This window comes from Dyadobacter subterraneus (assembly GCF_015221875.1).
Lineage (GTDB): Bacteria > Bacteroidota > Bacteroidia > Cytophagales > Spirosomataceae > Dyadobacter > Dyadobacter subterraneus.
The window spans coordinates 3892360-3908430 of sequence record NZ_JACYGY010000001.1 but is presented as its reverse complement, the minus strand read 5'-3'; the positions used below and the strand labels follow the sequence as shown (position 1 = coordinate 3908430).

The 16071-nt window shown below is 41.0% G+C and carries 13 protein-coding genes; 8 read left to right on the top strand and 5 right to left on the bottom strand.

Annotated elements, in window-relative coordinates; genetic code table 11:
* Positions 1-11: 11 nt before the first annotated feature.
* Positions 12-1385 (bottom strand): M16 family metallopeptidase, encoded by a 1374-nt coding sequence (locus tag IEE83_RS16245; protein ID WP_194121586.1) that lies wholly within the window; start codon positions 1383-1385, stop codon positions 12-14.
* A gap of 246 nt (positions 1386-1631) precedes the next feature.
* Here IEE83_RS16245 and IEE83_RS16240 point away from each other — a divergent pair, with 246 nt between their 5' ends.
* The 4 genes from IEE83_RS16240 to IEE83_RS16225 all read left to right on the top strand — a co-directional run bounded on the left by IEE83_RS16240 (position 1632) and on the right by IEE83_RS16225 (position 6108).
* Positions 1632-2891, top strand: coding sequence for a hemolysin family protein (locus IEE83_RS16240; protein ID WP_194121585.1), 1260 nt, complete (start codon positions 1632-1634; stop codon positions 2889-2891).
* Positions 2892-2954: 63 nt separating this feature from the next.
* Entirely contained in the window at positions 2955-3419 is a 465-nt protein-coding gene (locus IEE83_RS16235) for a redoxin domain-containing protein (RefSeq protein ID WP_194121584.1), read from the top strand.
* A 4-nt stretch (positions 3420-3423) separates the two neighbouring features.
* Positions 3424-3951: a DsbA family protein gene (locus tag IEE83_RS16230; RefSeq protein ID WP_194121583.1), complete on the top strand. Its 528-nt coding sequence runs from the start codon at positions 3424-3426 to the stop codon at positions 3949-3951.
* Positions 3952-4167: 216 nt separating this feature from the next.
* Entirely contained in the window at positions 4168-6108 is a 1941-nt protein-coding gene (locus tag IEE83_RS16225) for a KUP/HAK/KT family potassium transporter (protein ID WP_194121582.1), read from the top strand.
* Positions 6109-6153: 45 nt separating this feature from the next.
* Here the strand turns inward: IEE83_RS16225 and IEE83_RS16220 are convergent, their stop codons facing one another.
* The 4 genes from IEE83_RS16220 to IEE83_RS16205 are packed head-to-tail and all read right to left on the bottom strand — an operon-like array spanning position 6154 to position 8874.
* A complete protein-coding gene (locus tag IEE83_RS16220; protein ID WP_194121581.1) occupies positions 6154-6849 on the bottom strand; it encodes a DUF421 domain-containing protein in 696 nt (231 codons plus the stop codon).
* A gap of 7 nt (positions 6850-6856) precedes the next feature.
* Positions 6857-7534, bottom strand: coding sequence for a DUF421 domain-containing protein (locus IEE83_RS16215; RefSeq protein ID WP_194121580.1), 678 nt, complete (start codon positions 7532-7534; stop codon positions 6857-6859).
* A gap of 39 nt (positions 7535-7573) precedes the next feature.
* Complete coding sequence (locus tag IEE83_RS16210; RefSeq protein ID WP_194121579.1) at positions 7574-8119, bottom strand: DUF421 domain-containing protein; 546 nt, start codon at positions 8117-8119, stop codon at positions 7574-7576.
* Positions 8120-8148: 29 nt separating this feature from the next.
* Positions 8149-8874 (bottom strand): hypothetical protein, encoded by a 726-nt coding sequence (locus tag IEE83_RS16205; protein WP_194121578.1) that lies wholly within the window; start codon positions 8872-8874, stop codon positions 8149-8151.
* A gap of 317 nt (positions 8875-9191) precedes the next feature.
* On the opposite strand from IEE83_RS16205, the gene IEE83_RS16200 reads away from it, so the two are divergent.
* The 4 genes from IEE83_RS16200 to IEE83_RS16185 all read left to right on the top strand — a co-directional run bounded on the left by IEE83_RS16200 (position 9192) and on the right by IEE83_RS16185 (position 16050).
* On the top strand, positions 9192-9743 hold the full coding sequence (locus IEE83_RS16200) for a YciE/YciF ferroxidase family protein (RefSeq protein WP_194121577.1): 552 nt from the start codon (positions 9192-9194) through the stop codon (positions 9741-9743).
* 20 nt (positions 9744-9763) lie between these two features.
* Complete coding sequence (locus IEE83_RS16195) at positions 9764-11953, top strand: catalase (protein WP_194121576.1); 2190 nt, start codon at positions 9764-9766, stop codon at positions 11951-11953.
* A gap of 152 nt (positions 11954-12105) precedes the next feature.
* A complete protein-coding gene (locus tag IEE83_RS16190) occupies positions 12106-12666 on the top strand; it encodes a TetR/AcrR family transcriptional regulator (protein WP_194121575.1) in 561 nt (186 codons plus the stop codon).
* Between the two features lie 207 nt (positions 12667-12873).
* Positions 12874-16050, top strand: a complete 3177-nt coding sequence (locus IEE83_RS16185; protein ID WP_194121574.1) for an efflux RND transporter permease subunit — start codon at positions 12874-12876, stop codon at positions 16048-16050.
* Positions 16051-16071: the final 21 nt, after the last annotated feature.

Sequence of the window (16071 nt, the reverse complement as noted above, 5' to 3'; positions counted from 1 at the left end):
GTCGATTCTTTTTAGTTGAACAGCGCATCTACATTTTTCACATTTAACGTTTTTTGCTGCTCCGCATTAAGCAGTAAACCTTTCACACAGGGCTTGCCTTTAATGTATTTTTGTACATAGGCATTCAAATCTGCTCTGGTTATTTTGTTGATTTCGTTGACATAATTAAAATAATAGGGCAGAGAAGCCGAAGCCCACCAGAAAGTAAGCGTGTGAATATATTCCGAGGTAACCTCAGAACTGTATTTTTCTCCGTTGGCAAGTTTTATTTTTGCCGTTTCAATCTGTTCGTCGGTATAATAATCCGGCGAATCAAACTGGTCGATCTGCTGTTTCAAAACCTTAAAAGATTCTTCGAATTTGGCTGGATTCGGGATCATAAACAGCTGGATTGGTCCAACATATTTCTGAGTCAGATAATTGATGCTCAGGTTAAGCGCATAACCCTGATCCACCAGCGATTTCTGAAATTTGGAGTTCTTTTGTGAAAGTATATAAGAAAATACATCGGCTACCAGGGTATTTTTTATGTCATTTCTGGTGTCCGGGCCATGCCATGCAATTTCCAGTGCCGGAACCCTGGCATTTGGACTGGTCACAACAAAACTTAGCGAGTCGGCAGGATTCAAAGGTTTGATTTCAGGAATCGGCCATTTCTGGATGGGATCAAAATCAGCTGCTTTCCAGTCTCCGAAAATTGCCGTTACCTTTTTCAAAATATCATCATTTTTGATATTTCCGGCAACCACCAGGATCGAATTATTTGGATAATAGTATTTGTCTTTAATGACCTTCATCTTTTCTGTTGTACAGGTCAAAATGATGTTGTGATCGCCGATCACGTTTTTCCGGGAATACAAATCTCCCCACATTTTGTGATCAAACTTGTTGAAAAGGGGGAAGAAAGGACTGCTTTCCGCACGCTGGAATTCTCCATCAACTACGGGATTCTCATTTTTCATTTCCTTTTCAAGAAATAAAGGATAGCGGATCGCACTGTTCAGAAACTGCAAACCTTCCGTTACTTCGTCGCTGCCGAGTGTGAAGAAATAATTTACGCGTTCAGTATTTGTAGTCCCGTTGAACGAAATACCAAGTTCCTGGATCCTTTCCAGATATTTTTCCTGTGAGGGGATATCTTTATTTGCCTTGAAAAACATGTGCTCATAAAGATGGGAAAGCCCGTTATATTCGGGCGATTCTGTAAATGATCCGTTTTTAACGGCAATTTCAACCGTCACAAGCGGAACTGAATTATCTTCCAGTACCAGGACTTCCAGTCCATTGGACAATTTGGTGAGATGGATGTTCGAGGGCTGTCTGTCCTGTGCACTTGCGGATAACGCAGCGAGCAGAGCGAAGCAAATCAGGGAAAATTTGTTCATAAACAAAAACAATAATTTGGTGGTAAGAAATGTCAAATTAGTTATTTTTAAAATAAGTGCAGCTCAGAATAAGCCATTTTTATATGAACGGTAATTATGTCGGATATTTAGCTTGCATCTGAATATATCCGCGTCAATTTGCTGGAACAAAAAACAGAAATCACAGTCACCTTAAATTAATAGGCTGTTTTCTTTACTTCATAAACTATTTCAATGTTTATTGCCATCATAACAAATCGTAATCAAATGGCTATCCTTGTTATTATTCTCCTTATCATCTTAAACGGGTATTTTTCTCTCGCAGAAATTGCGCTGGTCTCTGTAACAGACAATGAGTTATCTAATGAAAATTTCAAAAATAATCCCAAAGCCGCGCAGGTACTTAATCTTATAAAAAATCCAGATGAATTTCTAAGCGCCGTCCAGGTTGGCATTACATTGCTTGGGCTGGTTGAGGGAATCTATGGCGGAAATATTGTTGCCAAAGAAATGGAGGAGTGGCTCGTTGGCATTGGTGTGTCAGGTTTTGTAGCACACGCTTCCTCCTTGATTGTTGGTATAGGACTGATCACTTACCTAACCATCGTTTTTGGAGAATTGCTGCCAAAATCAATCGCACTTCAAATTCCGGTGAAAATATCGCTGGCCATTGCACCTTCCCTGAGTTTGTTTTCCAAAATAATATATCCTTTTATCAAGCTGCTGACAGTTAGTTCACGGTATTTGTTATCTCTGTTGCCCATTCAAAGTCAGGGGACTAAAAAATATACGGAAAAGGATTTGAGACAGGTTCTGAGCGCGGCTTACAAACAGGGAGTACTGGAAAAACAGCAATTGTGGCTGCACCAGAATGTGATCACTTTTAAAAATCTGACGGCGAAAAGAATCATGAAACCTGCACGGATTGTAGCGGCTGTGCCTGTAAGCTGGGACAGACAGGTGCTCAAAGAATTTATTGAAAAGAAACCCTATTCCTACTTCCCGGTTTTTACCGAAAATGAAAACAATATTACCGGGATTGTCAATACTAAAATTTTTCTATTGCATGATGATCAGGACTGGCATAAAACAACACTGGATGCCTGCTCCATTCCGGCTGATATGGCGGCGCGGGACATTTTCAATATTTTCAAAGAAAAGCGGGTTGATTTTGGAATTGTCAGGGATCCGGCCGGAAAATATTTGGGCATCATAGCGATGCAGGATATTATGGAGGGGATTTTTGGAGATATGCCAGAACTGGAAGAATACTCGGATTATTTTTATTCGAAGTCAGAAAAGGTATGGATTTCGGAAGGATTTGTTCACTTGCAGCGTATCCGCAATACGCTTTCGCTGCCCTGGCTCAGGGATTATGAAGGAGCATATTTAAGTCTTGCTGAACTGATTACAGGAGAAACGGCAAATTTAAAGGAAGGCGAGCCGCTGATTTTAAACGGAGTGCGCTTTCAGGTCATCACGGGAACAAAGCAAGATCCGGAGAAAATATCCATTACCTTACCCTGACTTCCGGCCTTCGGGCACAGAACTTGTAACAAATCAAAAAGGCTTTAACTAAAAAATAAAGATATGTTACAAAAAGGAGATAAAGCACCCGATTTTAAATTGTTTGCCACACCGGATCAGCAGTTTTCTTTAAGCGAACTGAAAGGTAAAAATGTGATACTTGCATTTTATCCTGCCGACTGGAGTCCGGTTTGTTCTGATCAGATGGCACTTTATAATGAAATGCTGAAATATTTTGATAAATATAATGCAGCCATTCTTGGCATTTCGGTAGATAGCAGATGGTGTCACCTGGCTTTTTCAGATTCCAGAAAATTACATTTCCCACTCTTGGCAGACTTTGAGCCCAAAGGCGAAGTCTCAAAATTATATGGTGTTTATGACGAAGAAAACGGAGAAAGCAGCCGGGCCTTGTTTGTGATCGATAAAGAGGGATATGTTGCCTGGAGTTATCTGTCGCCAACAGCCATTAATCCGGGAGCCGATGGAATCCTGGACGCATTAGAATCTATAACCCCAAAAAATTAGCAAAATGTCAAATCAATTAAAACCTGCGGTCGGCAGTCAGGATCATGTTCAGGGTCCGGCTGAGGCTGCCATAGAAATTGTTGAATACGGTGATTACCAGTGTCCGCATTGCGGCTCGGCTTATCCAGTTATAAAAGAAATTCAGAAAAAGTTTAGGCAGGAAGTCCGTTTTGTTTACAGAAATTTCCCCTTAGCAGAATCTCATGAATTTGCTATGCCGGCTGCCGTGGCAAGTGAAGCGGCCGCCTTGCAGGATAAGTTTTGGGAGATGCATGATATCATTTTTGAAAACCAGGATTCTTTGAGTAACGAAGGTTTGTTCAAAATGGCCACCGAAGCCGGTTTGGATATAGAAAAATTCAAAGAAGATATTCAGAAAGAGGAATTGGAACAAAAAGTAGAATCCGATTTTGAAAGCGGGATCCGGAGTGGTGTAAACGGAACACCTTCGTTTTTTGTAAACGGGACAAAATTTGATGGGGACGCGCAGGATCTGTTGGATATGCTTACTGAAAATTCAACAGTAAAATAGTTTCAAATCCTGATAAAAGGTTACTAAAACCTGCTTTTGTCGTACAGACTTTAAAGCAGGTTTTTTTGTATTTATTAAAATAATAAAAGATTCCTGATTTGGTATGATACTTTTAATCAAATTAAACACCTTTGCAGCGGCGTTAGCCAGATTTTGGCATTCGTTTTGATTAACACGTTACCCTATACAAAGCACAGAACATTTTAAGCATCAACAATGAGTTCTCTTAAACATAGCGACAGGGCTTCGGCTGCCGGTCTTTTGGTTGCACTCGGAATTATTTATGGGGATATCGGAACTTCTCCTCTGTATGCAATGCAGGCCATTATTGGTAAAGAGCGGATTTCTCTGGATGTGGTCTACGGATCGGTATCACTGATTTTCTGGACGTTAACGCTGCAAACAACTTTGAAATATGTGATTTTGATTTTGCGAGCGGATAATAACGGGGAAGGAGGGATTCTGGCTCTTTATGCACTGGTAAGGAGAAATGCAAAATGGCTTACAATTCCAGCGATCATCGGTGCCAGTACTTTGTTGGCCGATGGTATTATAACCCCGCCAATTTCAGTGTCTTCCGCAGTGGAAGGATTGAGAATTTTATATCCCAATATTGAAACGATACCGATTGTAATCGGAATTCTGACCCTTCTTTTTATTATTCAGGTTTTCGGGACTACCATTGTTGGACGTGCTTTTGGACCGGTGATGATGATCTGGTTTTTGATGCTGCTGGTTTTGGGACTATCTCAGGTGATTTATCATCCGGAAATCTTCAAGGCATTTAATCCGTACTATGGCTATCAGTTACTGTCTAATCACCCCGGTGGATTCTGGTTGTTAGGCTCTGTATTTCTTTGTACAACAGGGGCTGAGGCACTTTATTCTGACCTTGGACATTGCGGGAGAGGAAATATACGCATAAGCTGGATTTATGTAAAAAGCTGTCTGGTAATTAATTATTTCGGACAGGGAGCGTGGCTTGCACTTCATAACGGAGAGCTTTTAAACGGACGTAAACCATTTTATGAAATCATGCCCGACTGGTTTTTGCTGCCAGGAATTTGTATTGCTACCATGGCTACAATTATCGCTAGCCAGGCACTGATAAGTGGTTCTTTCACACTTATTTCGGAAGCAATACGTCTTAATTTATGGCCAAAAGTTCGTCTTGTTTATCCAAGTGATCAAAAAGGACAGCTATATGTGCCGAGTGTAAACTGGCTTTTATGGGCTGGCTGTATTGGTATTGTGCTGTATTTTCAGGAATCATCTAATATGGAAGCGGCATACGGGCTTGCGATCACGCTAACGATGATAATGACGACTTTGCTGATGTCGTTTTATTTATATGTTCACAAAATTAATAAATTGTGGATTGCGGCTTTTATGATTGTTTATCTGGCCATTGAAGGTTCTTTCCTTGCAGCCAATCTTTTGAAATTTACACATGGAGGCTGGGTTTCGCTGCTTTTGGCAGTCATTATAGCTGATATTATGGCCATGTGGCTCAAAGCAAATTCTATCAAACTTCGCCTTACAGAATTTGTAAATCTGGATGAGCACATTCCCGCGCTTAGAGAACTGAGCAATGATATAAGCATTCCAAAATATTCTACACATTTGATATTCATGTCAAATGCAGCGGGAGAAAATGAGATTGAAAGCAAAATTATTTATTCAATATTTCAAAAGAGGCCCAAGCGTGCTGATATTTTTTGGTTTGTCCATGTTGAAACAACGGATGAACCTTACACAATGGATTATCACGTTAATATCATGGCCGAGGATGATGTAATCAAAATCACTTTCCGGCTTGGGTTCAGGGTTGAGCAGCGTATAAATCTTTTTCTTAGAAAAGTGGTTCAGGATATGGTACTTAATAAGGAAGTGGATATTACCAGCCGTTACGAATCATTGAACCGTCAGAATATCATGGGTGATTTTCGTTTCGTTGTGCTGGAACGCTACCTTTCGGTGGAAAATGATCTTCCCTGGTATGAGGAATTTGTCATGAACTTTTACTTTGCCATCAAAAATATTACCAACTCGGAAGATAAATGGTTTGGTCTGGATAGCAGTTCAGTGAAGGTTGAAAAAGTGCCTTTGGTGATCAGAAGTAATGTTAAGATCAAGATGAAACGGGTTTACAGCTAAAATACGGGAGCGCTACTTAGGAAAGGTTGATTGAGAATACAGTTCTTAATCAACCTTTTTTGGTAAATAAATGGCGGGTTCCCAGTGATTATTTCCACAATGTATACAAACAATCGGGTTGGTCGTTTGTAAAGTTCCACAGGTTGAACAAAGCTGGGTATCTGATTTCTGTTGACTTTCACGAAGCCCGGGATCCCATTCAGGAATTATTGATAATCCGGGTGCAGGATTTTCCTGGCTAACAAGCGAAAACTTTCCATCCGCTTCCATGTAAAAACGCTGAACCTGCCCGAGATGCCGTATGTTTTCTTCTCTTAATGCTGCGAAAAGCCTCTCTTTTGTTATTAGTAATTTATTGATGAGCTTGATATCAATTACCCCGTCATTAACGAGGGTTGAATATTTTCCTTGAAATGCACTTTCAAAATGCCTGTTTTTAAATACCAAAACAGCCAATAGTCGTCCCACGAAAATAATAACCATAACAATGACGGCTGAGACCAATATTCCACGACCTGGGCGTTGAATCGCCAGCCCGACAGCGGCAGCAAGCGATACCCGTGCGACCAAATCGGCTCTTGCCATTTCAGCAATGAGCCGTTTTCCCATGAAACGGATGGATATAAATATCAGGAGATAAACCAGCGCCACTCTGACAACTACTTCTAAAAGGTAAGCAGGCGGACCTTCTCCAAACAAGATCCTGTCCCAGTCACCAATATGTATATCTTCTTTTTTCATTATTCAGTTATAAAATGGCCTGGACCCAGTGGCTATGACCGCATTCTGCACAGGATTGATTATTGAAATCTGAAATTATAAAACCGCAGTTATTACAAGCCATTGTGCCATCAACCTGCTTTTGCAGCTTTATGATTTGCTCATCATTTTCTGGAAAAATGGATAGGCCCGGACGTTTTTCTTCTGATTTATAAATACTTAATGTTCCGCTGGCTTCAAGATAAAGTCGCTGAACTTTTCCTAATTGATGAATTTTTTTGGCTCTTAGATTAGCAAATATCTGCTGACCGGTAATATTGGTGTCCTTCATATTCTGGATTTGAAGCACGCCGTCTTTTACCAAAATAATACCCTGGCCCTGACTTATTTTTTCAAACTTTTTGCTCTTTACCGTTAACCAGGCGATTGTTCGTTCATATGAAAAGGCGCATGTCAAAACCACAAAACCCATCAGCAAACCTCCTTCCGGTACCTGCATTGCTACCGCTATTGACCCTCCGAGGGTTATCATTAAAACCATTTCCATGACTGTAAGCTCGCCTGCCATTCGTTTTCCCAGCAGCCTTACCACCAATAGCATAAACAGATAAAGTGCTAATCCGCGAAAAAACACTTCCAGCAAAAACTCAGGAGGAGCATCACCGAAAAGCATCCGGTTAATATCAAAAGGTGTTATTTTATCCATCGTTGAGATTTATGTTGCAGTTTGCATGAAGTTATATTGTCAGACAACGCTGTTTTCATTTTGTTTTTTGTTAGGCAAAGGGCCGGCATCCCGTTTTTGAATAAGACTGATATTCCCACTTCCTTCCAGATGGCAGGATTTTACCTCACTGATATCTTCAATGCCTTGTTCTCTTAATATACTGAACATATCATCTTCGGTAATAAGCTGTTTTTGAAGGTTATCCTTTTGCATTTTTCCATCCTTAATCAGGAGTGATGGTTGTGGCTGGGCAAATTTGCTGAATCCAAGAGAGTGATATCCAAGCCAATCAATCGCAAAATCCCAGAAAACCAATGTTCCTATCAGGGCGATACCTTCGGTTACAGATTTATACTCACCTGCCATTGAGTTTTGAGCCGCATCAGCAATAAGTATGATTAAAAGCACATCACTTACACCAAGTTGCCCTGCACCCCGGCGGAAAAACCGAAGTAGAAGGAATATGGCCCAATAGGTAATTGTGCCCCGAAGAATTATTTCCAGCACAGAACTGCTGGGTTCCCACATCGTCTGCCAGTCAACTGAAAAAATTTTATCTTCCATTTTTGTGAACGGTTAGCTATAAATTTTAATTACTGAGGTAAAAATGTAAGCTGAATAACTGCTCCCTGAGAACCATCCTGATTGCTGCGCTGCCAGCCCAGGGACAGCGGAAGCCGCTGGGTAAGAAAGACCTCAATACCGATACTCAGCTTCCCTTTTTGGTTAGTTCCTGAAATCCAGTCGGCAAGAAGATGGAGTTTTTTATAAAAAATGCCTGCATCCATTGCACATTGAAATCCGTAATAAGGTCCATCACTCAAATATCTGTGATTGCTCAAATATGGTCCGGCGGCAAACTGATATCGGTCCTGATCTCCCGCAGACGCCAGGAGATTTGCATAACTGTAAAAAACAAATTTACCCGTATGAGAACTTGTCAGGTTGGTACCCGCCACAGCTCCTAATCCGATTGAGAGGACATTATTAAGCTCAAAAACTTTTTGTGCATTGGCCAACAGCAGCGGAGCAAAAGGTGTCACCGTCGTAGAGTCGTTGGTTTCAATTGATCTCTCTTTGATGTTGTAGTCAAGGTTGATAAGATTTAATCCCACTTCCCACTTTTTCCCCAATCCATATGTAAGGGTTGTAGAAGATTCAATTTCGTCCTGTACTTCAAATTGCTGTTGTACGCTGATTTTACGTTTGTCGGTGATTGTTGAAGAAGAAACGTTGAATACCGTGAGCTGAGCCGATACTTTTGCCGCGGGAGTTAAAATCAAAAGCCAACAAATTGTGTAGGGTTGAAGTTTTAGCATATGCTATAATTTAAGTTAAGAAAACATCCGGATGGAAAGTTGGTATTCAAAAAGCTTGCCAGCCTCAATTTGAGAATTAGGGTGGAAATTTATATGTAGAATCGCGTTTTTTTAATATAAATTACTGTTTTACAGGGTCTTGACAAAAATATTTTTATTCTCAAAATGCTCTTGTTTTATCAGTTTTTGGTGAATTCTCTCAATGGAAGTGCTAAAAGGCCCTAATGTGTGATCACGAATCACTTGCACTTTTTACATTCCGGGCTGGAACAGTTTTATATATACTGCGGCTTACAACCAACAAATTATTCATCATCATGGAAAATCAAACCGGCTCGGAACCAAAATTTAGAACTAAAACTTCGGCTCATGCGGAGCCAGCGTTAATGGAATTATTTCTGGATAGTATCCGCGACATTTACTGGGCAGAAAATCACCTTGTTAAAACACTTCCAAAAATGATCAGCGCTGCAAGTTCTGCTGAACTTGCCACAGCGATTGACAATCATTTGACAGAAACAAAAGAACATGTAAGCAGACTTGAAGCAATTTTTGATTTGCTAAATGAAAAGGCAATTGCAAAAAAATGCGATGCAATGGAAGGAATTGCCAAAGAAGGAGAAGGAATTATTGAAAGCACAGATGAAGGTACTGCAACAAGAGATGTTGGTATCATTCTGGCTTCGCAAAAAGTTGAACATTATGAAATCGCAACCTATGGCGGACTGACACAACTGGCGAAAACGCTTGGTCTTGACGACGTAGCGGAAATTTTGTATCTGACTTTGACAGAAGAGAAAAAGGCAGATGAGCTGCTGACTGAAATTGCAGAAAACGATGTCAACTATAAGGCTTCAGAAGAAGCATAATTAAACTTCAATCCATATTTATGGCAACCAAAAAGACTTCCACAGATTCAGGCCAGCAGCCTGAAAATGATAAAACTCAAAAACTGCAATCATTCACCAATGATGCAGAAGGTCAATATATGACCACAAATACCGGTCTGAAAATAAACGATGACCAAAATTCGCTGAAAGCAGGCGACCGTGGCGCATCGTTACTTGAAGATTTTATTCTCCGCGAGAAAATAACACATTTTGATCATGAGCGTATTCCTGAACGCGTAGTACATGCACGCGGATCGGCGGCTCATGGTGTTTTTAAGGTTTATGATTCACTTTCCGCTGTTACAAAAGCTCAGTTTTTATTGGATCCATCCATTGAGACACCAGTTTTTGTTCGTTTTTCTACCGTGGCGGGATCACGGGGTTCGACAGATCTTGCAAGAGATGTGAGAGGATTTGCCGTAAGGTTCTATACGCAGGAAGGTAATTTTGACTTGGTTGGTAACAACATGCCAGTCTTTTTTATTCAGGATGCAATCAAATTTCCTGATTTGATTCATGCAGTAAAACCTGAACCGGATAACGAAATTCCGCAGGCAGCTTCTGCACATGATACTTTCTGGGATTTTATATCGCTGATGCCAGAGTCTGCGCACATGATTATGTGGGTGATGAGTGACCGCGCATTGCCAAGAAGTTATAGAATGATGGAAGGATTTGGAGTCCATACTTTCCGTTTTGTCAATAAAGAAGGTGTCGCAAGTTTTGTCAAGTTTCACTGGAAACCAATTCTTGGTGTTCACTCTGTGGCTTGGGATGAGGCGCAGATAATTTCAGGTAAAGATCCTGACTTCCACCGTCGTGACCTTTGGGATGCTATCGAAAGCGGTGCATTTCCTGAATGGGAACTTGGTGTTCAGATTATTCCGGAAGAAGATGAATTCAAGTATGATTTTGATCTTTTGGATTCTACCAAACTTATTCCGGAAGAACTCGTGCCGGTGCAAAGAATTGGTAAGATGACGTTGAACCGAAATCCGGACAACTTTTTTGCTGAAACAGAGCAGGTAGCTTATCACCTTGGTAACATTGTTCCGGGTATTGATTTTACAAATGATCCTCTTTTGCAGGGACGTCTTTTCTCCTATACCGATACACAGCTTTTGCGTTTGGGAGGACCTAATTTCCACGAAATCCCAATCAACAGACCCGTTGTCGGCGTGCATAACAACCAAAGGGATGGTCATATGCGTCAGACAATCAATAAGGGAAAAGTAAGTTATAGCCCTAATTCATTGGGTGCAAATGATCCGGCGCAGGCTAAGGAATCCGAAGGTGGATTTGTATCTTACCCGGAACGTATTGATGCTAAAAAAATCAGAGCGAGAAGCAAAAGCTTTTTTGATCACTTTTCACAGGCAAGATTATTCTTCAACAGTCAGTCAGATCCTGAGAAAAACCATATTGTTGATGCTTTGAGCTTCGAGTTGGGCAAGGTGAAAACCGTAGCAATTCGTGAAAGAATGCTGGGAATTCTATCACTGATAGATAAAAATCTGGCGGCAGAAGTTGCGTTTGCGCTTCGTATTGACGTTCCGCAGGATCCTGCTCTTCCATTAAATCATGGAATGCCAGCTGATGCAGATCCGGCCGATTATGACTCGGTAATGATTGAAGGAACACTGACTTCTTCTGATGCTTTGAGTATGGCAAACACCCCAAAGGATACCATTGAAACACGTAAAATCGCATTCTTAACAGCTGATGGCGTGGATGGTAAATCACTTAACACTGTTAAAAGTGCGTTGATTGCTGAGGGGGCGATTGTTGAAATTATTGCGCCAAGACTTGGTTATGTCATTACAGAAGATGATGAGCAGATACCGGTTGATCATAGTTATCTGACAGCCGCTTCTGTACTGTATGATGCTGTTTACGTACCAGGTGGTACAAACAGCGTGGCTACGGTTGAAGCTGAGGCAGATGCTATTCATTTCCTTAATCAAGCCTTTAAACATTGTAAAGCGATTGCTGCCGATGCCCAGGCTATCCAGGTTTTGGAAGCTACTTACTTCGTCAAGAAACTTCCGGCTGATTTCTCAGAGGAAAATGTCTTAAAAGAAGGTTTGGTTGTAAGTGATGACGCATCAGAACTGGCAGCAAAATTTGTGTTGGCTATTGAACAGCACAGATTTTGGGATCGTGAGAAACCAAGAAAAATACCTGCTTAACAGCTTTTTAAAATCATTGATAAAATCATCTGCTAATTTGGCGGGTGATTTTTTTTGTTATGCTGCACAACTGTACGAATTCCTGTTTTAAACCGTGGTAAACAAAAATAGATAGACTTGTCTATATAATTTTTTAGTACTAGTTTTACCCGATGAAAAAATCGGCGGTACGCGAAAGAATTCTTGAAGTAGCTTCAAGATTGTTTTATGAGCAGGGTTATAATCTTACAGGAATTAACCAGATTATTGAAGAAGCAGATATTGCGAGGGCATCGCTTTATAACCACTTTGACTCCAAAACGGATCTTTTGCTTGCTTATCTAAAAGAAGCCGAAGATATCTGGTTTTTGGAAATGGAAAATTATACTGCCCGTTCTTCCGATCCCAAAGAAAAATTGCTTGCTTTATTTGATTTCCGAATGGAAAGGCAGAATAAGCGAGGTTTTGGAGGTTGTCAGTTTATCAAAATCAGTGCAGAAGTCTCACGCCAGGATACTCAGGTATTTGATGCGGTAAGCCATCAAAAAAACAGATTGAAGGTTTTTATTACCGATATCGTTAAAGACCTGCCGGACAATAATCGGCTGTTAACACACGGCTTACTGGCAGACGCACTGTTTCTTCTTTTGGAAGGTGCAGCTATTAGCGGTTCTATTTACAAAAACCAGGAATCGATGACAAAAGCCAAAGAAATCGCTGATAAACTGATTTAGATCGGAGAGTTACATGATGATTAAAATTTGATTATAATATATGAACAGTTACAATTTAATTGAATAGTAAACCGATCATGAATTAAATTAGTGAGCTCATCAGCAAGCTGTTCTTTATCCTTAAATTAGTACCAATTTTAAATACTTTGTTATAAATTTTTGCTGAAATTATAAGTATTCTTCCTATTTCTTTTCATTCACTCTATCATGAATTTAATTCTCTTAGCATTAAGGAAACCGATTACTGTGATGGTTATAGTGGCGACCATGCTGTTTTTCGGGATCAATGCGCTGCGCAATATCAAGATCGATATTTTCCCAAAACTTGATATGCCCGTTTTGTACATATCTCACCCATTTGGAGGTTATACACCCAATCAGATGGAAACTTTTTTTGCCAAACCTTACATCAACCTGCTTTTATATGTAAATGGTATTAAAAGTATCGAAACAAAAAATATCCAGGGATTGACATTAATCAAGGTTAACTTTTACCCGGGAACCAACATGGCGCAGGCCGCAGCGGAAGTGAGTGCCTCCTGTAACCGGGCCCAGGCAATTTTTCCACCAGGCTCTCAGCCACCCTTCATTATCCGTTTTGACGCCTCGACACTTCCGATTGGAGAGCTTATTGTGAGCAGTGATGTGAGAGGAAATAACGAGCTTCTGGATCTTGCCAATACTTATGTCAGATCTTCATTTACAACAATCCCGGGTCTGGTTTCCGCGCCTCCTTTTGGTGGAAATATCCGGACAATTGTCATCAAGGCAGATCCTGCTTTATTGCGGTCGCACAATATGACGCCGGATCAGCTTGTGGAAGCGATCCGTATAAACAACCAGACCGCGCCTTCGGGAAATGTGCGGATGGGAAGCAAAAACTATATTACACCTACCAATACAACCATTCATAACATCAAGGATTTTGCTGATATTCCTTTGTTTAAGGGCGGAGTTCAAAATCTTTATTTGCGTGATGTAGCCACGGTTGAAGATGCAGCCGATATTACTGTTGGTTATGGTTTGGTTAATGGCAAACGTTCTGTTTATCTCAGTATTGCCAAAAGTGCAGACGCCTCAACCTGGGAAGTGGTGCAGAAACTAAAAGCAAATTTGCCAAAAATGCAGGCTTTGCTTCCGGCGGATGTGCATTTAACTTATGAGTTTGACCAGTCAGTATATGTAATCAACGCAGTAAAAAGTTTGATCACCGAAGGAGCTTTGGGTGCTGTATTGACAGGTTTGATGGTACTTCTTTTCCTGGGAGACCCAAGAGGTGCTTTGATCGTAATTTTAACCATTCCTACTTCTATCATTACGGGTGTTTTGTTTCTGAATTTGTTCGGACAAACGATCAACATCATGACATTGAGTGGTCTCGCACTTGCCATCGGAATTTTGGTGGATGAAAGTACGGTGACTATTGAAAATATTCACCAGCATCTTGATATGGGAAAACCCAGGCGGCTGGCAATTTGGGATGCTTGCCGGGAAATTGCCTTTCCCAAACTTTTGATCCTTTTCTGTATTCTCGCAGTATTTGCACCAGCTTTCACAATGGGTGGTATTCCCGGTTCGCTTTTCCTTCCGCTGGCACTCGCGATCGGTTTTAGTATGATCGTTTCATACTTTCTTTCCCAAACTTTTGTACCGGTAATGGCCAACTGGATCATGAAAGGACACAAAGCCAAACCACATGACGCGCCGGAAGAAAAATTGTCCCGTTTTGAAAAACTCCGTTTAAGATTTTTAAGATTTGTTGACCGGACGTTACCGCTGAGAAGACCAATTGTCATTTCTTATTTGGTGGTAACCATTGGATTAACGGCATTTTTATTGTCAATCATTGGAAAAGATGTATTGCCGAAAGTCAACGGTTCGCAATTTCAGGTAAGGCTCCGGGCAGCAGAAGGCACACGGATTGAAAGAACCGAGGAGAAAACGCTGGGGATGATTCAGATCATCAAAAATATTGTTGGTCCGGAAAACGTTTCGGTTACCTCCGCTTATGTTGGTCAGCACCCCGCACTTTTTTCTTCTAACCCGATTTACCTTTGGATGGCAGGACCACAGGAGGCCGTTTTACAGGTAGCGCTTGAAGAAGGTTTCAAAACAAATCTGGATGAACTAAAAGAAAAGATAAGAAATCAGGTTCATGCGGCTATCCCGGATGTTAGTCTTTCATTCGAGCCTATGGAATTGACTGACAAGATTTTAAGTCAGGGATCTCCAACGCCGGTCGAAATCCGGTTTGGTGGTCGAAATAAAAAACTGAACGAGGAGTATGCTAAAAAGCTTATGGTTGAACTTTCAAAAATCAGCTATATGCGTGATATCCAACTGGGACAATCCAACAAATACCCAGCCATTAATATTGAAGTTGACAGAGTTCGTGCAGCCCAGCTTGGTACAGATATTACGGACGTTTCCAGGTCTATGACTGCATCAACATCGTCTTCCCGGTATACAGATAAAAATATCTGGGTAGATGAAAAAAGTGGTTTAAGTTATAACGTCCAGGTACAGGTTCCTGAAAACCAGATGAATTCTCTTGATGAAATAGGGGAGATACCGCTTTTGAAAAATACAAGCAGACCGGTGTTGAGTGACGTAGCAACGATAAAATTGGATACTACTTATGGTGAAAACGATAACCTTGGAGCCTTGCCGGTACTAACGGTTACGGCCAATTTGAATGACAAAGATCTGGGCGCCGCAACAGTAGATGTACAAAAAGCAATTGCTGCACTGGGAGAACTGCCAAGGGGAATAACGGTTGAACAAATCGGGATGAGCTCTACTTTGACCGATACTTTGAGTAGTTTACAAAGCGGACTTCTGGTTGCAATTGTTGTAATATTTTTGATGCTGGCGGCTAACTTTCAATCTTTCCGGGTTTCTGCAATTATCCTGACAACTGTTCCTGCGGTAATTCTTGGTGCGCTTGCGATGCTTCTTTTGACAGGCTCGACCCTTAATTTGCAGTCGTATATGGGTATTATCATGTCGGTTGGGGTTTCTATTTCCAATGCCGTTTTATTGATTACCAATGCGGAACAGCTGCGTCTGGTAGGTGGAGATGCACTAGCCTCGGCAAAAGAAGCGGCGGCTCTTCGGATGAGGCCTATTGTTATGACATCCCTTGCGATGGTTGTAGGTATGCTGCCAATGGCCAGCGGATTGGGTGAGGCGGGTGACCAGTCTTCGCCTTTGGGACGGGCAGTTGTCGGAGGACTGATTGCTTCTACTTTTGCGGCACTATTTATTTTGCCGTTGGTATTTGCCTGGGGACAGAAAAATGCATCTATAGCATCTGTATCACTGGAAGCCAATGATGAAGAAAGTGTAGAATTTATGTCGTTGAATCCGGATAAGATTCACTGATAAATAATATTTGTTCAAATA